This is a genomic window from Streptomyces griseochromogenes (genome assembly GCF_001542625.1).
Classification (GTDB): Bacteria; Actinomycetota; Actinomycetes; order Streptomycetales; family Streptomycetaceae; genus Streptomyces; species Streptomyces griseochromogenes.
Window position 1 is genome coordinate 2270569 of the sequence record NZ_CP016279.1, and the last position, 21302, is coordinate 2291870.

Here is a 21302-nt window from a genome sequence, read left to right on the forward strand (position 1 = left end):
GAGCCTTTGGCGATCGTCGGGATGAGCTGCCGGTTCCCCGGTGGTGCGGGCAGCCCCGAGGAGTTCTGGGAGCTGCTGGCCGCGGGCGGGGACGCGGTCGGCGGTTTCCCCACCGACCGTGGCTGGGACACCGACAGCCTCTACGACCCCGACCCGGATCAGGCCGGGACGTCGTATGTCCAGCAGGGCGGATTCCTGCAGGACGCGGCGGGTTTTGATGCGGGATTCTTCGGTATCAGTCCGCGTGAGGCCCTTGCCATGGATCCGCAGCAGCGGCTGCTGCTGGAGGTGTCGTGGGAGGCGCTGGAGCGGGCCGGCATCGACCCCAAGGCACTGAAGGGGAGCCCCACCGGCGTCTTCGCGGGTGGTTTCGCGTCGGGTTACGGGCTCGGTGTGGCGCTTGCGGGACAGGACGCGGCCGGTGTCGAGGGCCACTTGATGACCGGTAACGCGACGAGTGTGCTCTCGGGCCGGGTCTCGTACGCACTGGGTCTTGAGGGCCCGGCCGTCACGGTGGACACGGCGTGTTCGTCGTCGCTGGTGGCACTGCACCTGGCCGGCCAGGCACTTCGGTCGGGCGAGTGCTCGCTGGCTCTCGCCGGTGGCGTCACGGTCATGGTGACACCGGGGACGTTCATCGAGTTTTCCCGGCAGCAGGGCCTCTCGCCGGACGGGCGGTGCCGGGCGTTCGCCGCGGAAGCGGACGGGACAGGTTGGGCCGAGGGCGCCGGTGTCCTGGTGCTGGAGCGGCTGTCCGACGCCCGTCGCAACGGGCATCAGGTGCTGGCCGTGATACGTGGCTCCGCGGTCAACCAGGACGGCGCGTCCAACGGCCTGACCGCCCCGAACGGCCCCTCGCAGCAGCGAGTGATCCGCGCGGCCCTCAGCAACGCGCGCCTGTCCGCCGGGGACGTGGATGTCGTCGAGGCACACGGCACCGGAACCAAGCTCGGCGACCCGATCGAGGCACAGGCACTGCTCGCCACCTACGGCCAGGACCGGGCCGAGCAGGAGCCGTTGTGGCTGGGCTCGGTGAAGTCCAACATCGGCCACACACAGGCCGCCGCTGGTGTCGCCGGTGTCATCAAGATGGTGCTGGCGCTGCAGCACGGGGAATTGCCGCAGACGCTGCACGCGCAGGAGCCGTCACCGCACGTGGACTGGTCGGCCGGTGAGGTACGGCTGCTGACCGAGTCCGTGGCGTGGCCCGCCGGGGAGCGTGTGCGCCGGGCCGGTGTCTCGGCGTTCGGCATCAGCGGCACCAACGTTCACCTCATCGTCGAAGAAGCGCCCGCCGCCGAGGCCACTGAACTCGAGGACGGCGTCACCGAGGCACCTGAGGCGGACGCCGAGAGCACGGCGCCGGTGGTGTCGGGTGCGGGTGCCCGTGCGTGGGTGGTGTCGGGGCGGTCGGCGGAGGGTTTGACCGCGCAGGTCGGCCGGTTGCGGGAGTGGGTGAGTGGGCGGCCGGAGCTGGATCCGGCGGATGTGGGGTGGTCGTTGGCAGTGTCGCGGTCCGTGTTCGAACACCGGGCCGTGCTTTTGGGAGACGAGCGCGATGAGTTGGTGGCCGGCCTGGAGAGGCTGGCCGCTGGAGCGTCTACGGGTTCGGTGGTGGCCGGGGTCGCGCGCCAGGGTGTGCGGGTGGGTTTGGTGTTCGCGGGTCAGGGCTCGCAGTGGGTGGGGATGGGGCGCGGCTTGTATGAGGGCAGTTCTGTCTTCGCTGAGGTGTTTGATCAGGTGTGTGGGTTGTTGGAGTTGGAGTTGGGGGTGTCGGTTCGGGATGTCGTCCTGGGTGCGGACGGTGTCGACGAAGGCTTGGTGGATCAGACGCTGTATGCGCAGGCTGGTCTGTTCGCGTTCGAGGTGGCGTTGGCGGCTGTGCTGAAGGCGTCCGGTGTCGTGGCGGACGCGGTCGTGGGTCATTCGGTGGGTGAGGTCGCGGCGGCGTATGTGGCGGGCGTGTTGTCGCTTGCGGATGCCAGCCGTCTGGTTGCGGCGCGTGCTCGTTTGATGCAGGCGTTGCCTGCGGGTGGTGCGATGGCGGCGATCGGTGCCTCGGAGGCCGAGGTGGAGCCCGGGCTGACACCGGGCGTGTCGGTCGCGGCGGTCAACGGGCCGGAGTCTGTGGTGATCTCCGGTGAGACGGCAGCGGTTGAACAACTGGTGGAGCACTGGCGGGAGAAGGGCCGTCGGGTACGGCGGCTGCGCGTGAGTCATGCCTTCCATTCGGCGGCGATGGACCCGGTGTTGGATGAGCTGGGTGAGGTTGCGGCGGGGCTGGAGTACCACCGGCCGGAGCTGGTGTGGGCGGGTGCTCTGACCGGTGAGCTGGTCAGTGAATGCGAGGGTGGGTACTGGCCGGCGCAGACGCGTCGGGCGGTGCGGTTCGCGGACGCGCTGGGTGCGCTGGCGGCGCAGGGCGTGTCGGTGTTCATCGAGGTCGGTCCGGACGGTTCGTTGTCCGCGCTGGGCCCGGATGCCGTTGCCGGTATCGGCAGCGACGAAGGTGTGTTCGTCCCGCTCCAGCGGCGTAAGGAGCGTGACGAGCAGGGTGTGGTGGGCCTGGTTGCGGGTCTGGCGCGGGCGTTCGTCCATGGCGTGACCGTGGACTGGAGCGCGCTGCTATCGGCTGGGAACCGGGTTGAGCTGCCCACGTATGCGTTCCGGCACGAGCGGTTCTGGCCTCAGGGATTGCTGGCGCTGCCCACCCCGGGAACGGCGGGTGGGGATGGTGCGAGCACGGTGGCCGAGGCCCAGTTCTGGGCTGCCGTTGAGGGTGGAGACCTGGCGCAGATCGCCGACACGCTGGCGATCGACGACCAGCAGTATCTGGGTGAGCTGCTGCCGGCGCTGGCTTCGTGGCGGCGTCGGGAACGGGACCGGTCGGTCACCGGAAGCTGGCGCTACCGGGTGAATTGGGCAGGCGTCGCCGAGCCCGACCCCGTCGTACTGACGGGCCCCTGGCTGGTCGTGGTCCCGGCCGGATCGGCCGACGACGATCTGACGCGGGGATGCGTGCGCGCGCTCGCCGCCCGCGGCGCGGAAGCCGTCGTCGCCGAGGTGCCGGCCGGGACGGTGGACCGTACCGACGTGGTCGCGATCCTCGACCGGGCGGTACAGGACACGGGCGCGGTGGCCGGTGTGCTGTCGCTGCTGGCAGTGGACGAGACACCTGTGCCCGCTCACCCGGTGGTGGCCCAGGGCCTCGCCGCGACGCTGGCCCTGGTGCAGGCACTGGGCGACGCCGGTGTGGTCGCACCGCTGTGGGTGGCCACGCGCGGAGCGGTGGCCACCGTGCCGAGCGAGATGCTGGCCGGCCCGGTGCAGGCGCAGGTGTGGGGCCTCGGCCGAGTGGTGGCCCAGGAACACCCGGACCGGTGGGGCGGGTTGATCGACCTGCCCGCCGTACTCGACGAGCGCGCCGGAGCGCGGCTGGCGGCCGTGCTGGCCGGATGCGGCGAGGACGAGGTGGCGATCCGCCAGGCTGGGATTCTGGGTCGTCGGCTGAGCCGGGCTGCGCAGCCGCGTGTCTCCGCCGAGGGCTGGGTGCCGCGTGGGAGTGTGCTGATCACGGGTGGTACCGGTGCGATCGGCGGGCACGTGGCGCGCTGGCTGGCCGGCCGTGGTGCTCAGCGGTTGGTGCTGACCAGCCGGTCCGGAGCCGGTGCTGCGGGTGTTGCGGCGCTGGCCGCCGAACTGGCCGCGGCCGGCGCGCGCGTGGATGTCGTGTCCTGCGATGTCGGTGAGCGGGCGGACCTGTCCGGGTTGCTGGCCTGGACCGGGACGGACGGTCCCGCACTGTCCGCGGTGATGCACACGGCCGGTGTGCTGGACGACGGCGTGGTCGACCGGCTGTCGGCGGAACGACTCGCCACGGTGCTGGCGCCCAAGGCCGCGAGCGCGGCTCTGCTGGACGAGCTGACCGCCGACCTCGACCTCGACGCGTTCGTGTTGTTCTCCTCGGTAGCCTCCACACTGGGTGCCGCCGGTCAGGGCAACTACGCGGCGGCGAACGCCTTCCTGGACGCCGTGGCGGAGCACCGGCGGAACAGGGGACTGCGCGGGCTGTCGGTGGCCTGGGGCACCTGGGGCGGTGGCGGTTTCGCCGAGGCCAGTGAGGCGGTTCGTGCCCGGGTGAGGCGGGGTGCGATGCCGGCGATGGATCCGCAGTTGGCGGTGCGGGCGCTGGGCGAGGCCATCGAGGGTTCCGACGCCGTGTTGACGGTGATGGATGTCGACTGGGCCCAGCTCGCTTCGGCGCCGGGCGCGGCCGACTTGCGGGAGATGCCGCTGGTGCGGGATCTGCCTGAGATCCGTCAGCTGCCTGCCGCGGGCGTGAGTACCGAGGGTGTGGTGCGTGGTGAGGGTGAACTGGCGCAGCGGTTGGCTGGGTTGGGGCGGGCCGAGCGGGACCGGTTGTTGACGGATGTGGTGCGGGCCGAGGCGGCCGCGGTGCTGGGGCATGCCTCGGCGGAGGCGGTGCAGGACAGGCGGGCGTTCAAGGACCTTGGCTTCGATTCGCTGACCGCGGTCGAGCTGCGCAACCGCCTGAATGCGGTGACCGGGCTGCGACTGCCCGCCACGCTGGTGTTCGACTACCCGACTCCGGTGGTCCTTGCCGAGTACCTGCGGGGTGAGCTGACCGGTGAGCAGGCGGGTGCTGGTGGGTCTGTCGTGGTTGCGGCGGCTACGGATGAGCCGTTGGCCATTGTTGGCATGAGCTGTCGGTTCCCTGGTGGTGCGGGCAGCCCGGAGGCGTTCTGGGACCTGCTGGCCTCGGGTGGGGACGCGGTGGGCGGCTTCCCGACCGACCGTGGCTGGGACCTGGACGGTCTGTACGACCCTGACCCGGACCATGCGGGCACCTCTTACACCCAGGCGGGCGCGTTCCTGCAAAATGCGGCGGACTTCGATGCCGGGTTCTTCGGCATCAGCCCGCGCGAGGCCCTCGCCATGGATCCGCAGCAGCGGTTGCTGCTGGAGGTGTCGTGGGAGGCGCTGGAGCGGGCCGGAATAGACCCCGGTGCGCTACGGGGCTCGGCCACAGGCGTCTTCGCGGGCGGTTTCGCATCGGGCTACGGATATGGCGTGGCGCTGGCCGGCGAAGCGGCATCGGGCCTGGAAGGGCACCTGATGACCGGTAACGCGACGAGCGTGCTCTCCGGTCGGGTGTCGTATGCACTGGGTCTGGAAGGCCCGGCGGTGACCGTGGACACGGCGTGTTCGTCGTCGCTGGTGGCGCTGCACCTGGCCGCTCAGGCGATCCGCTCCGGGGAGTGCTCGCTGGCACTGGCCGGCGGTGTCACGGTCATGACCAATCCGGGGACGTTCGTCGACTTCTCCCGGCAGCAGGGGCTGTCGGCGGACGGACGGTGCCGGGCGTTCTCGGCGGACGCGGACGGGACCGGATGGGCCGAGGGAGTCGGCATCCTGGTGCTGGAACGGCTGTCCGACGCCCGCCGCAACGGGCACCGAGTCCTGGCGGTGGTCCGCGGTTCCGCGGTGAACCAGGACGGCGCGTCCAACGGACTGACCGCGCCGAACGGCCCCTCGCAGCAGCGGGTGATCCGCGCGGCCCTGGCGAACGCCCAGTTGTCGGCGGCTGATGTCGATGTGGTGGAGGCGCACGGTACGGGCACCACGCTGGGCGACCCGATCGAGGCGCAGGCGCTGCTCGCGACCTATGGCCAGGAGCGGCCAGAAGACCAGCCCCTGTGGCTGGGCTCGGTGAAGTCCAACATCGGACACACGCAGGCCGCCGCCGGTGTCGCCGGTGTGATGAAGATGGTGCTGGCGCTGCAGAACGAGCAGCTGCCGCAGACGCTGCACGCGCAGGAGCCCTCGCCGCACGTGGACTGGTCGGCGGGCGAGGTGCGGCTGCTGTCCGAGTCCGTTGCGTGGCCGGTGAACGGCCGGGTGCGGCGCGCGGGTGTGTCCTCGTTCGGAATGAGTGGCACCAACGCGCACGTCATCGTCGAGGAAGCTCCGGCCGTTGAGGCCGCTGAGCTCCAGGACGACACACCTGAGACAGGTAACACCGAGGGCACGGCACCGGTGGTGTCCGGTGCCGGTGCGTGGCTGGTGTCGGGCCAGTCGGCGGACGGGCTGACGGCGCAGGCGGACCGGTTGCGTGAGTGGGTGGCTGCTCGGCCGGAGTTGGAGTCGGCGGATGTGGCGTGGTCGTTGGCGGCGACGCGGTCGGTGTTCGAGCACCGGGCCGTGGTGGTCGGCACCGGCCGCGATGAGCTGGTGACGGGGCTGGAGAATCTGACCGCGGGGGTGCCTGCGGGTTCGGTTGTGTCCGGCGTGGCGCGGTCGGGTGCCCGGGTGGTGTTCGTCTTCCCGGGTCAGGGGTCTCAGTGGCTGGGGATGGGTCGTGAACTGGCTGAGTCCAGTCCGGTGTTCGCGGCTCGTCTGGCTGAGTGTGAGCGGGCGCTGGCCCCGTATGTGGACTGGTCGCTGAGCGATGTTCTTGCCGGGGCGGACGGTGCTCCGGAGCTGGAGTCGGCGGATGTGGTGCAGCCGGCGCTGTGGGCGGTGATGGTCTCCCTGGCTTCGGTCTGGGAAGCCGCCGGTGTGACCCCGGATGCGTTGGTGGGTCACTCGCAGGGTGAGATCGCGGCAGCGACGGTGGCCGGAATGCTCAGCCTGGAGGACGGTGCCCGGGTCGTTGCCCTGCGCTCCCAGGCGCTGCGAGTCCTGCTGGGCGCCGGCGGCATGATGTCGGTGACCGAACCGGCCGCACGGGTCGAGGAACGCCTCGGCCGTTGGGACGGTCGTCTGTCGCTGGCGGCGGTCAACGGCCCGGCGGCGGTGGTGGTTTCCGGCGAGCCGATGGCGCTGGAAGAGCTGAAGCGGGAGCTGGAGGCCGAGGGCGTACGCGCCCGGATGGTCGCGGTGGACTACGCCTCGCACTCCGCGCAGGTGGAGCAGCTGGAAGCGGAGATCACCTCCGTACTCGCCACGGTGGCTCCGCGTGCGGGCCGGGTGGCGATGGTCTCGGCGATGACGGGCGAGGTGCTGACCGGCACCGAGCTGGACGCCGCTTACTGGTACGGCAGCCTGCGGGCATCGGTGCAGTTCGACAGGGCGGTACGCACCCTGGCCGGCATGGGCCACCAGGTGTTCATCGAGGTCTCCCCGCACCCGGTGCTGCTCGCGGCGATGACCGAGACGCTGGAAGAGGCCGCGCTGGAGGCAGGTCCCGGCGCACAGGCGGGGGCCGTGTCCGGCACGCTGCGCCGCGACGACGGTGGAGCGGCACGTCTGATCACCTCGCTCGCCGAGGCCTTCGTCCACGGTGCTCCCGTCGACTGGACCACGGTCCTCCCCGCCGGACAGTGGGTGGAGCTGCCCACGTATGCCTTCCGGCACGAGCGGTACTGGCCCAAGGGACTGCTGTCCCTGTCGGCCGCGGGGCTGGCCGGAGGCGGGGACGCGGCCTCGCTGGGACTCGGCGCGGTGGGTCATCCGCTGCTGGGTGCGGCGGTTGAACTGGCTGGTGGAGCCGGGTTGGTGTGCACGGGACGGCTGTCCGTGCGTACGCAGCCGTGGCTGGCCGACCACGCCGTCGGCGGAGTGATGCTCCTGCCCGGGACCGGGTTCGTGGAACTCGTGGTCCGCGCCGGGGACCAGGTCGGCTGCGCCCTGGTCGAGGAGCTGACGTTGCAGGCGCCGTTGGTGGTGCCCGCCGACGGCGGCGGGGTGCAGGTCCAGGTCGTGGTGGCCGAGGCCGACGCCGATGGACGGCGCGAGGTCGAGGTCTTCTCCCGTCCGGATGAGCCCGGCAGCGGGCAGGCGTGGGTCCAGCACGCCAGCGCGGTGATCGCCACCGCCGGCGCGGCGAGCCAAGCCGAGGAAGACCTGACGGTGTGGCCACCGCAGGACGCCACACCGCTGGACATCGCGGATGTGTACGCGGTGCAGCTGGCCGAGGTGTACGGCCCGTCGTTCCACGGTCTGCGGGCGGCGTGGCGGCGTGGCGAGGATGTCTTCGCCGAGGTGGCGCTGCCGGAGGACGTGGCGCAGGAGGCCGGTTCGTTCGGCCTGCACCCGGCGCTGCTCGACGCGGCATTGCACGCGGGGCTCCTGGCCGACGGCGAGGGTCAACTCGCCGAGGTCCGGATGCCGTTCGCGTGGACGGGTGTGGAGCTGTACGCCAGTGGCGCGTCGGTTCTGCGGGCCCGGCTGCGTCGTGACGCCCAGGGCAGTTTGACGCTGACGGCGGCGGACACCACCGGCGAACCGGTGGTCTCGGTGGCGTCGCTGGTGAGCCGTCCGGTCTCGGCGGACCAGCTGCAGCCGGCCCAGGGTGGTGTGGGCGACGCGCTGTTCAGCGTGGATTGGGTCCCGGTGTCCGAGGCAGCGGTCCCCGCCGGGGACTGGGCGCTGATCGGAGCGGACCGTTTCGCGCTGGTGGATGCGCTGGGAACGGCCGGGGTGCCGGTCCGGGCCTTTGCCGATCTGGCCGAGATCGCTGCCGCAACCGAGGCGGGGGAGGTCGCCCCGCAGGTGGTGCTTGCCTGTGCGGACACGGACAGCAGCGGTGATACGGCGGAGACGGCTCGGCGGGCCGCCGGTGCGGCCCTGGGCCTGGTGCAGGAGTGGATGGAGGAACGACGCCTGGAGTCGGCGCAGTTGGTGGTGGTCACCCGAGGTGCGGTGGCCACGGCTGCTGGTGAGGGCGTGACGGACTTGGCGGCAGCGGCCGTATGGGGTCTGCTGCGGTCGGCGCAGTCGGAGAATCCGGGGCGTCTGGTCCTGGCCGACCTGCCCGTCAGCGGTGACGGTGACTCCGTGGCCGTGCTGCCGAAGATGATGGGCAGCGGTGAGCCGGAGTTGGCGATCCGTGGCCGCAGTGCCTTCGGTCGGCGGTTGACGCGTCCGTCGGGTGATCTGGCGCCGGTGGAGTGGTCGCCGGAGCCGGGCGTGGGCAGGCGTACGTTGCTGGTGACCGGTGGGACCGGGACGCTGGGTGGGATGGTGGCCCGGCATCTGGTGGTGACCGGCCGGGCTGGTGGTGTGGTGTTGGTGAGCCGCTCGGGCCCGGGGGCTGCTGGTGTGGCGGCCTTGGCTGCTGAGTTGGCCGGGCTGGGGGCGTGGGTTCGGGTGGTCGTGTGTGATGTGGCCGACCGGGATGCGCTGGCCGGGCTGCTGGGGCAGATCCCGGCCGATTGCCCGCTGGGGTCGGTCTTCCATGCCGCGGGGATCATCGATGACGGTGTGATCGGGGCGCTTACCCCGGAGCGTCTGGCGGCGGTGATGCGGCCGAAGGTGGACGCGGCCTGGTATCTGCATGAGTTGACCCAGGGCTTGGATCTGGAGCATTTCGTTCTGTTCTCGTCGGCTGCGGCGACGTTCGGTGCGCCGGGGCAGGGCAATTATGTGGCGGCGAACGCGTTTTTGGACGCGTTGGCGGCGGAGCGTCGTGCGGCTGGGTTGGCTGGGACGTCGTTGGCGTGGGGTCCGTGGGTGCATGAGGCGGGGATCGGTCGGGATCTGGGTGAGCGGTTGTTGTCGCGGATCAGTCGGTCGGGGATTGCGGCGTTGGGTGCGGATGAGGGTTTGGTGGTGCTGGATGTGGCGTTGTCTCGTGGGGAGGCGTTGTTGGTTCCGGCTCGTTTGGATTTGGCGGGTTTGCGGGCTCAGGCGGTGCGTAGTGGTGAGGTTCCGCCGTTGTGGCGGGTGTTGGCGGGTGATGTGCCGGTTCGGCGTGTTGTTGCGTCGGGTTCTGGTGTGGGTGTTGGTGGTGCGGGTGAGGGGTTGCGGCGGCGGTTGGTGGGGTTGTCGGGTGTGGAGCGGGATCGGTTGTTGTTGGATGTGGTTCGGGGGAATGTGGCTGCGGTTCTGGGTCATGTGTCGGGGGATGCGATTGAGCCTGGGCGGGCGTTTTCGGATCTGGGTTTTGATTCGTTGATTGCGGTGGAGTTGCGGAACCGGTTGAACGCGGAGACGGGTTTGCGGTTGCCGGCGACGTTGGTGTTCGACTATCCGACGCCGGTGGTGTTGGCGGGGTTGTTGCGGGCGGAGTTGACGGGTGATCTGCCGGTGGATGTGGGTGGGGTGGTGGCTGCGCGTTCGGTGGTGGTTGATGAGCCGGTTGCGATTGTGGGGATGGCGTGTCGGTTCCCGGGTGGTGCGGGTAGTCCGGAGGAGTTGTGGCGGTTGTTGGCTGCGGGGGCGGATGCGATTGGGCCGTTTCCGGTGGATCGTGGTTGGGATATTGAGGGGTTGTATGACCCGGATCCTGAGCATGCGGGGACGTCGTATACGCAGGCGGGTGGGTTTGTTCAGGATGCCAGTGGGTTTGATGCGGGGTTCTTCGGGATCAGTCCGCGTGAGGCGTTGGCGATGGATCCGCAGCAGCGGTTGTTGTTGGAGGTGTGCTGGGAGGCGTTCGAGCGGGCTGGTATTGATCCTGCGAGTCTGCGGGGCAGCCAGACCGGCACCTTCGTAGGCGGATACACGTCCGGATACGGAATCGGCGTGCCCCTGGAGGACACGGGGGTTGTCGAGGGCCACCTGATGACCGGAACCGCGACCAGCGTGCTGTCGGGCAGGGTGTCCTACACGTTCGGCCTGGAAGGCCCGGCCGTGACCATGGACACGGCGTGCTCGTCGTCGCTGGTGGCGCTGCACATGGCGGCCCAGGCTGTGCGGTCCGGCGAGTGCTCCCTGGCCCTGGCCGGCGGTGTCACGGTCGCCGCGACCCCGGCCGTGTTCGTCGGCTTCTCCCAGGCGCGCGGTGTGTCGGTGGACGGCCGGTGCAAGGCGTTCGCGGCTTCGGCCGACGGCTCGGGCTTCTCCGAGGGCGCGGGCATGCTCGTGCTGGAGCGGCTGTCCGACGCCCGCCGCAACGGCCACCGGGTGCTGGCGGTGGTGCGCGGCTCCGCGATCAACCAGGACGGCGCGTCCAACGGCCTGACCGCCCCGAACGGCCCCTCTCAGCAGCGGGTGATCCGCGCGGCCCTGGCCAGCGCCCAGCTGTCGGCCGCCGACGTGGACGTGGTGGAGGCGCACGGTTCGGCGACCACGTTGGGTGACCCGATCGAGGCGCAGGCGGTGATCGCCACCTACGGCCAGGAGCGGCCGGAGAAGCAGCCGCTGTGGCTGGGCTCGGTGAAGTCCAACATCGGACACACGCAGGCGGCCGCAGGCGTCGCCGGCGTGATCAAGATGGTGCTGGCGCTGCAGAACCAGCAGCTGCCGCAGACGTTGCACGTGGAAGAGCCCACGCCGCACGTGGACTGGTCAGCCGGTGAGGTCCGACTGCTGACCGAACCGGTCCCGTGGCCCGTCGGAGAGCGCGCGCGTCGCGCCGGCGTGTCGGCGTTCGGCATGAGCGGCACCAACGTGCACATCATCCTGGAGGAGGCCCCGACCGCCGACGATGAGACGGCGGACGCCCCGGCCGAACCCGCCGGTGCGGGAACCGATGAGGTCGAGCCGGCCGCCGTGCCCGCGGTCCTGGAGCCCGACGGCGCTGGTGCCTGGCTGGTGTCGGGCCGGACGCCGGAAGGCCTGGCGGCGCAGGCGGGCCGGTTGCGTGAGTGGGTTGTGGCCCGGCCGGAGTTGGAGCCGGCGGATGTGGCGTGGTCGTTGGCGGCGACGCGGTCGGTGTTCGAGCACCGGGCTGTGGTGGTCGGCGCCGAGCGTGAGGAGCTGGTGGCGGGCCTGCAGAGCGTGGCCGCTGGTACGCCTGTGAGGTCGGTTGTCTCCGGGGTCGCGCGTTTGGGTGCGCGGGTGGTGTTCGTCTTCGCGGGTCAGGGGGCTCAGTGGGTGGGGATGGGTCGTGAACTGGCTGTTTCCTCGCCGGTGTTCGCGGCTCGGTTGGCGGAGTGTGAGCGGGCGCTGTCGCCGCATGTGGAGTGGTCGCTGACCGATGTGCTCGCGGGCGCCCCAGGGGCTCCTGGGCTGGACCGTGCGGATGTGGTGCAGCCGGTGTTGTGGGCGGTGATGGTCTCGCTGGCTGCGGTGTGGGAGGCGGCGGGTGTGACCCCGGATGCGTTGGTGGGTCATTCGCAGGGTGAGATTGCTGCGGCGACGGTGGCGGGGATGTTGAGTGTGGAGGATGGCGCCCGGGTGGTGGCGGTGCGGTCGCGGGCGTTGTCGGGTCTGTCGGTGCAGGGCTCGATGGTGTCGGTGGTGATGCCGTCGCAGGCGGTGCGGGAGTTGGTGGGGCAGTGGGGTGAGCGTCTGTCGGTCGCTGCGATCAACGGTCCGGCGGCGGTCGTGGTCTCCGGTGAGCCGGAGGCGTTGTCGGAGTTCGAGCGGGAGTTGTCGGCTCGGCATGTGTTGCGGTGGCGGATTCCGGAGACGGATTTTGTGGCGCATTCGCCGGCGGTGGAGCCGTTGGCGGTGGTGTTGGAGCGGGAGTTGGCGGGGATTGCGCCGCGGGCTGGTCGGGTGCCGATGGTGTCCACGGTGACTGGTGAGTGGGTGTCGGGTCCTGAGGTGGATGCCGGGTATTGGTATGCGAATCTGCGGCAGATGGTCCGTTTCGAGGAGGCGGTCCGTGTCCTGATGACCGGTGGTTACGGCGCGTTTGTGGAGGTGTCGCCGCATCCGGTGTTGACGGGTCCGGTGTCCGAGACGGCCGAGGACGTGGGCAACGCGGATGTGGTGGTCGTAGGGACGTTGGAGCGTGACAACGGTGGTGCGGCGCGGCTGATCACGTCGTTGGCGCAGGCGTATGTCAGTGGGCTGAGCGTGGACTGGAAGATGGTTCTGCCTGCCGCGGAGCAGGTCGAGCTGCCCACCTACGCCTTCCAGCACCAGCGGTACTGGCTGCAGCCTGCGGTGTCGACCACGACTCCGGCGGGCGGTGACGGCGCGAGCACGGCGGCCGAGGCCCAGTTCTGGGCGGCTGTCGAGGGCGGAGACCTGGCCCGGATCGCGGACACACTGGCGATTGACGACCAGCAGCACCTGAGCCAGGTGCTGCCGGCGCTGGCGTCGTGGCGCCGCCAAGAGCGGGACAAGTCGGTGACCGCGAACTGGCGCTACCGGGTGACCTGGGCGCCGGTCGCGGAACCTGCTCCGGGCGTGCTGTCGGGACTCTGGCTGCTGGTGACCGCCGCAGGATGGACCGACAGTGACCTGACCAGGGGATGTCTGCAGGCGCTGACCGCCCGGGGCGCCGAGGTCGTGGTCGCCGAGGTGCCGGCCGGAACGGTGGACCGTACCGAGGTGGCCGCCGTCCTCGACCAGGTGCTGCGGGACACGGAGTCCGGCACGGTGGCCGGAGTGGTGTCCCTGCTCGCGCTGGACGAGACGCCCGTGCCCGCGCATCCGGTGGTGGCCCAGGGCGTGGCCGCGACCCTGGCCGTGGTGCAGGGCCTCGGCGATGCCGGGGTGACCGCGCCGCTGTGGGTGGCCACGCGTGGTGCTGTGGTCACCGGACCGGGTGAGGCCCTGGCCGGCCCGGTGCAGACACAGGTGTGGGGACTCGGCCGGGTCGTAGCGCTCGAACACCCCGACCGGTGGGGCGGGTTGATCGACCTGCCCGCCGTACTCGACGACCGCGCCGGGGCACGCCTGACGGCCGTCCTCGCCGGATGCGGCGAGGACCAGGTGGCGATCCGCCCGACCGGGATCCTGGGCCGCCGACTGGCCCGCGCCCCGCAGCCCCGGACCGGCCAGGCCTGGACGACGCGCGGGAGCGTCCTGATCACCGGTGGAACCGGCGCGATCGGCGGGCACGTGGCGCGCTGGGTGGCCGGCCGGGGTGCTCGGCGACTCGTGCTGACCAGCCGGTCCGGCCCCTCCGTCGCGGGCGTCGCCGCGATGGCCGCCGAACTCGCCGCCCAGGGCACGCGCGTGGACGTGGTGGCCTGCGACGTGAGCGAGCGGGCGGACCTGTCCGGGCTGCTGGCCCGGATCGGGACCGACGGCCCCGCGCTGTCCGCGGTGATGCACACCGCGGGCTTGCTGGACGACGGTGTGATCGACCGGCTGTCGGCGCCGCGACTGGCGACGGTCCTGGCGCCCAAGGCCAAGGGCGCGACCCTGCTGGACGAGCTGACCACGGACCTCGACCTGGACGCGTTCGTTCTCTTCTCCTCGGTCGCGTCCACGTTGGGAGGCATGGGCCAGGCCAACTACGCGGCGGCGAACGCCTTCCTGGACGCCGTGGCGGAGAGCAGGCGGGACCGGGGACTGGCCGGGCTCGCCGTGGCCTGGGGCCCCTGGGCGGGCGGCGGCGTGTCGCAAGGCACCGAGGCCGCCCGGCAGCGGCTCAGCCGCAACCGGTGGGAAGTCCTCATGGATCCGGACCTCGCCGTCCGGGCCCTCGGCGAAGCCCTCGACGGTCCCGACACCGTGCTGACGGTGATGAACGTCGACTGGACCGAGATCATGTCGGCGCCCGAGGCGGCGGCGGACCTGCTCCAGATACCCGCCATGCGGGATCTGCCGGAGATCCGCCAGCTGGCCGCGGCCGTATCGGATGCCGCGGCGGCGCAGGCGGACGGTGATCTGGCACGACGGCTCGCGGGATGTCACGGGCCGAGCAAGGCCGGGCACTGACCGAGCTGGTCCGGGCCAAGGCCGCCTCCGTACTGGGCCATCCGTCGGCCGAGTCGGTCGAGGCCGCCCGCGCCTTCAGCGAGCTGGGCTTCGACTCGCTGACCGCGGTGGAACTGCGCAACCAGCTCAGCACCGCCACCGATCTCCGGCTGCCGGCCACCCTGCTCTTCGACTACCCCAACCCCGTCGCTCTGTCGGAGTACCTGCAGACGGAGCTGCTGGGCGCCCTGCCCGAGGACACCGCGCTCCCGGCGGTGGCGCCGGTTCAGGCGGTGGCCGACGAGCCGATCGCGATCGTCGGAATGAGCTGCCGGTACCCGGGCGGGATCGCCAGCCCCGACGGCCTGTGGGAGCTGCTGACCTCGGGCGGAGACGCGATCTCCGGGTTCCCGGACGACCGGGGCTGGGACCTGGAAGGCCTCAGCGACTCCGGCGCGGGGCAGGGGCGCACCTCGTACGTCCAGGCCGGCGGGTTCGTTCAGGACATGACCGGGTTCGACGCCGGCTTCTTCGGGATCAGCCCGCGTGAGGCCCTCGCCATGGATCCGCAGCAGCGGCTGCTGCTGGAGGTGTCCTGGGAGGCACTGGAGCGGGCCGGAATCGCCCCGGAGTCGCTGCGTGGCAGCCAGACCGGCGTCTTCGCCGGAGGCTACGCGTCGGGCTACGGCATCGGCGCGGACATCGAGGGTGAAGCCCACCTGATGACCGGGACCGTGACCAGCGTGCTGTCGGGCCGGGTCTCGTACGCCCTGGGGCTTGAGGGCCCCGCGGTGACGATCGACACGGCGTGCTCGTCGTCCCTCGTGGCGCTGCACCTGGCCGCCCAGGCGATCCGCTCCGGGGAGTGCACGATGGCCCTGGCCGGCGGTGTCACGGTCATGGTGACTCCCGAAGGCTTCCTGGGATTCAGCCAGCAGAGCGGCCTGGCGATGGACGGCCGGTGCAAGGCGTTCTCGGCCGAGGCCGACGGCATGGGCATGTCCGAGGGCGTGGGCATGCTCGTCCTGGAGCGACTCTCCGACGCCCAGCGGCTGGGCCACCCGGTCCTGGCGGTGGTGCGGGGCACCGCGGTGAACCAGGACGGTGCGTCCAACGGTCTGACCGCGCCGAACGGCCCCTCTCAGCAGCGGGTGATCCGTGCGGCCCTGGCGAACGCGCGGCTGTCGGCCGCCGACGTGGACGTGGTCGAGGCGCACGGTACGGGCACGTCGCTCGGCGACCCGATCGAGGCGCAGGCCCTGCTCGCGACCTACGGCCAGGAGCGGTCGGAGGAGCGGCCGTTGTGGCTCGGGTCGGTGAAGTCGAACATCGGTCACACGCAGGCCGCCGCCGGTGTCGCCGGTGTGATCAAGATGGTGCTGGCGCTGCAGAACCAGCAGCTGCCGCGGACCCTGCACGCGCAGGAGCCCTCGCCGCACGTGGACTGGTCGGCGGGCGAGGTGCGGCTGCTGTCCGAGTCCGTGGCGTGGCCGGTGAACGGCCGGGTGCGGCGTGCGGGTGTGTCCTCGTTCGGTCTGAGTGGTACCAACGCGCACGTCATCGTCGAGGAAGCTCCCGAGCCTGCCGAGACCGGGGTCTCCGTGGACAGCGGAGCACCGGCGGCCCCCGTGGTTGTGGAGACCGCTGGGGTCGGTGCGTGGGCGGTTTCGGCGCGGTCGGCCGAGGGGCTGGCCGGGCAGGCGGGCCGGTTGCGTGAGTGGGTGGCTGCTCGGCCGGAGTTGGAGTCGGCGGATGTGGCGTGGTCGTTGGCGGCGACGAGGTCGGTGTTCGATCACCGGGCCGTGGTGGTCGGCACCGGCCGCGATGAGCTGGTGACGGGTCTGGGGAATCTGACTGAAGGCGTGCCTGCCGCGTCGGTCGTGTCCGGCGTCGCGCGGCCGGGCGCCCGGGTGGTGTTCGTCTTCCCGGGTCAAGGGTCTCAGTGGCTGGGGATGGGTCGTGAACTGGCTGAGTCCAGTCCGGTGTTCGCGGCTCGTCTGGCTGAGTGTGAGCGGGCGCTGGCCCCGTATGTGGACTGGTCGTTGAGCGATGTTCTTGCAGGCGCGCCGGGTGCTCCGGAGCTGGAGTCGGCGGATGTGGTGCAGCCGGCGCTGTGGGCGGTGATGGTCTCTCTGGCTGCGGTGTGGGAGGCGGCCGGTGTGACCCCGGATGCGTTGGTGGGTCATTCGCAGGGTGAGATCGCGGCGGCGACTGTGGCGGGCATGCTGAGCCTGGAGGACGGTGCCCGGGTCGTCGCGTTGCGCTCGCAGTCGTTGCGCGTGCTGTCTGGTGCCGGCGGCATGATGTCGGTGACCGAACCGGCCGCCCGGGTCGAGGAACGCCTCGGCCGCTGGGACGGTCGTCTGTCGCTGGCGGCGGTCAACGGTTCGGCCGCGGTGGTGGTCTCCGGCGAGGTGGCCGCGCTCGAAGAACTGTCACAGGAACTGGAGGCCGAGGGCGTACGCGCCCGGATGGTCGCCGTGGACTACGCCTCGCACTGCGCGCAGGTGGAACGGCTTGAGCAGGAGATTCGCTCGGTCCTGGCCGGGGTCGCTCCGCGTGCGGGCCGAGTGCCGATGGTCTCCGCGATGACCGGTGAAGTCCTCTCCGGCACCGAGCTGGATGCCGGGTACTGGTACGGCAGCCTGCGCGCACCGGTCCACTTCGACCGTGCCGTACGAATCCTGGCCGGCATGGGCCACCAGGTGTTCATCGAGGTCTCCCCGCACCCGGTGCTGCTCGCGGCGATGACCGAGACCCTGGAAGAAACCGCACTGGACGCAAGTCCGGGCACGATGGCCGCAGTGGTCTCCGGCACGCTGCGCCGCGACGACGGCGGAACAACCCGCCTGATCACCTCGCTCGCCGAGGCGTTCGTGCACGGTGCTCCCGTCGACTGGACCGCGCTCCTGCCCGCCAGGCAGCGGGTGGAACTGCCCACGTACGCCTTCCAGCACGAGAAGTACTGGCCCAAGGCGGCCGCATCGGCCACCGGCGGGGACGCGGTGTCGCTCGGCCTGGGCGCGGTGGGTCATCCGCTGCTGGGTGCGGCGGTTGAACTGGCCGGGGGCGCCGGGCTGGTGTGCACCGGACGGCTGTCCGTGCGTACGCAGCCATGGCTGGCCGATCACGCTGTCGGCGGCGCGATCCTGCTACCGGGCACCGGGTTCGTCGAGCTGATCGTTCGAGCCGGCGACCAGGTCGGGTGCGCTGTGGTGGAGGAACTGACACTGCAGGCGCCGCTGGTGGTGCCCGCCGACGGCGGCGGGATGCAGGTCCAGGTCGTGGTGGCCGACGCCGACGCCGATGGACGGCGCGGTGTGGAGGTGTTCTCCCGCCCCGACCAGCCCGGCACCCAGCAGCCGTGGGTCCAGCACGCCAGCGCGCTGATCGCTCCCGCCACAACAGTCGGACAGGCCGACGAAGACTTCACGGTGTGGCCGCCGCGGGATGCGACCGCGGTGGACATCAGCGGCATGTACGAAGCCCTCGCCGCCGGCTCCTACGGTTACGGCCCGGCGTTCCAGGGCCTGCGGGCGGTCTGGCGTCGTGGCGAGGACGTCTTCGCCGAGGTGGCACTGCCGGAGGACGTGGCACAGGACGCCGGCGCCTTCGGACTGCACCCGGCGCTGCTGGACGCGGTGCTGCACGCCAGCGCGCTGACTGGCGAAACCGAGCCGGGCGAACAGGGCCAAGTGCGACTGCCGTTCGCATGGACAGGTGTGGAACTGCACGCGAGTGGAGCGTCGGTTCTGCGGGCTCGGCTGCGTCGTGACGCGCAGGGCAGTCTGACGCTGACGGCGGCGGACACCACTGGAGCACCGGTGGTCTCGGTGGCGTCACTGATCACCCGTCCCGTCTCCTCGGACCAGCTGCGGACGGGCGATACCGGCGTGGCCGACGCGCTGTTCAGCGTGGACTGGGCTCCGGTTGCCGAGATCGCGGTCCCCGCTGGGGACTGGGCGCTGATCGGAGCGGACCGTTTCGCGTTGGTGGATGTGCTGGGATCGGCCGGGGTGCCGGTCCGGGCCTTTGCCGATCTGGCCGAGGTTGCCGCCGCCACCGAGGCGGGGGAGGTCGCCCCGCAGGTGGTGCTCGTTTGCGCGGACACGGAGAGCAGCGGTGATGCGGCGCAGGCGGCTCGGCGGGCTGCCGGATCGATGCTGGGCCTGGTGCAGGAGTGGATGGAGGAACAGCGCCTGGAGTCGGCGCAGTTGGTGGTCGTCACGCGAGGTGCGGTGTCCGCCGTGCCCGGTGAGGGCGTGACGGACCTGGCGGCGGCCGCCGTATGGGGTCTGCTGCGGTCGGCCCAGTCGGAGAACCCGGGGCGTCTGGTCCTTGCCGACCTGCCCGTCACCGGCGACCACGCGACCGTACTGCCGACCGTGCTCGGCAACGGTGAGCCGGAACTGGTCATCCGCGGCCAGAACGTCTTCGGTCGGCGACTGATCCGTCCGTCGGGTGACCTGATGGCGCCTGAGGGTCTGTGGCGGCTGGAAGGTGACGAGGGCGGGTCCCTGGAGGGGCTGGTGCTGGCTGAGGTGCCGCAGGTGGGGGAGCGGCTGTCGGCCGGGCAGGTGCGGGTGGCGGTGCGGGCGGCCGGGCTGAACTTCCGGGACGTGCTGATCGGGCTGAACATGTATCCCGGTGGCGGTCTGATGGGCAGTGAGATCGCCGGTGTGGTGACCGAGACAGGTCCTGGAGTGTCCCATCTGGCGGTGGGAGACCGGGTGATGGGGATCGCCTCCGGCGGGTTCGGTCCGATGGTGGTCACCGACGCACAACAGATCGTGCCGATCCCGGCCGGATGGTCGTTCACAGCCGCGGCGTCGGTTCCGATCGCCTTCGTCACGGCGTGGTATGCGCTGGTGGAGTTGGCTGGTGCGCGTGCTGGGCAGCGGCTGTTGGTGCATGCGGGTGCTGGTGGTGTGGGTATGGCCGCGGTGCAGATCGCGCGGCATCTGGGTCTGGAGGTGTTCGCGACGGCGAGTCCGGCCAAGTGGCCGGTGCTGGCCGAGGCGGGTCTGGACGCGTCGCACATCGCTTCTTCCCGTAGCGCTGGTTTCGAGGCGGAGTTCCTGGCTGCCACGGGTGGGGCGGGGATGGACATCGTGTTGAACTCCCTGGCTGGGGAGTTGACTGATGCCTCGCTGCGGCTGTTGGCGCGTGGTGGTGCGTTCATCGAGATGGGCCGTACGGATCTGCGGGATCCGGAGGTGCTGGGCGGTGACTTCCCGGGTGTGATGTACCGGCCGTTCGATCTGGGTGAGGCCGGGTCGCAGCGGATGGGGGAGATGCTCGGCCGGGTGGTGGAGCTGATGGCGGCTGGTGAGTTGTCGTTGCTGCCGGTGCGGGTGTGGGATGTGCGGCGGGCGCGGGAGGCGTTCCGGTTCATGTCGCAGGCCCGGCATACGGGCAAGCTGGTTCTGGCGATTCCTGCTGGTGTGGTTGTGTCTGGTGGGGGTGGTCGGTCGGCGTTGGTGACGGGTGGTACGGGCACGCTGGGTGGGCTGGTGGCCAGGCATCTGGCGGCGACCGGCCGCGCGGACGCTGTGGTGCTGACGAGTCGTTCGGGTCCGGCTGCTGTGGGTGTGGCGGCTCTGGTGGCTGAGCTGGCCTCGTCGGGAACGCGGGTCGAGGTGGTGGCCTGCGACGCCGCCGAGCGCGACGCGCTGGCCACCGTCGTCGAGGCCGTCCCGGCCGACTACCCGCTGAGCACGGTGGTCCATACGGCGGGTGTTCTGGACGACGGTGTCATCGCGTCGCTGACGCCGGAGCGGGTCGCGGGGGTGATGCGGCCCAAGGCCGACGGCGCCTGGAATCTGCACGAGCTCACCAAGGACCTGGACCTGGAGCACTTCGTGCTCTTCTCCTCGGCGGCCTCGGTGTTCGGTGCGCCGGGTCAGGGCAACTACGTGGCGGCGAACGCGTTCCTGGACGCGCTGGCGGCCGAGCGCCGTGCGGCCGGGCTGGCCGGAACGTCGCTGGCCTGGGGCCTGTGGGCCGAGGCCAGCGCGCTGACCGGGCAGCTCACGGACGCCGAACGGGCCCGGATCAACCGCGGTGGCGTCGCCGCGCTGAACGCGGAGGACGGCCTGGCCCTGCTGGACCTGGCTCTGGCCCGTGACGAGGCCATGCTGGTGCCGGCCCGCCTGGATCTGGCCGGGCTGCGCGCCCAGGCCGCCCGTAGCACCGAGATCCCGCCGCTGTGGCGGGCTCTGGTCAGCGGTGGTCCGGGCCGGCGGACCGCGGCCTCCGGCACGGCCGTCGGGGCGGACTCGCTGCACCAGCAGCTGGCCGGCCTGTCCGGTCCGGACCGCGACCGGATGCTGACCGACCTGGTCCGCACCCATGTCGCCGCCGTACTCGGACACACCTCTGCCGACGCGATCGAAGCCACCCGGGCCTTCACCGACCTGGGCTTCGACTCACTCACCGCGGTCGAACTCCGCAACCGGCTCAACACGGCCACCGGACTGCGTTTGCCCGCCACGCTCGTATTCGACTACCCCAACCCGGCGGAGCTGGCCGAATTCCTGGGAGAAAAGCTCCTGCCGGAAATCGGGGACGAGGCGGACCCGGCAGAGGCGAAACTCCGGAACGCTCTCGCGTCCGTTCCGATTTCCAGGTTCCGCGAGGCCGGGCTGATGGAGGCATTGATGCAGCTCGCCGGTATCCAGGACGACGCCTTGGCGAAGGGCGGAAACGGAGAGGTCGAAGACATCGACACGTTGGATGCCGAAAGCCTGATTCGCCTGGCCCTGGATAGCGAGACGGACTGAAGTTGATGATGC

General features: G+C 71.1%; 1 protein-coding gene and 1 pseudogene. Both read left to right on the forward strand.

What is annotated here, in order from left to right:
• Positions 1 to 6: 6 nt before the first annotated feature.
• Positions 7 to 14529 (forward strand): type I polyketide synthase, encoded by a 14523-nt coding sequence (locus AVL59_RS54025; RefSeq protein WP_472573245.1) that lies wholly within the window; start codon positions 7 to 9, stop codon positions 14527 to 14529.
• Positions 14496 to 21290, forward strand: a pseudogene (locus AVL59_RS53535) (SDR family NAD(P)-dependent oxidoreductase); the annotation flags it as partial. The gene AVL59_RS54025 and the pseudogene AVL59_RS53535, both read left to right, overlap by 34 nt.
• Between the last annotated feature and the right edge of the window lie 12 nt (positions 21291 to 21302).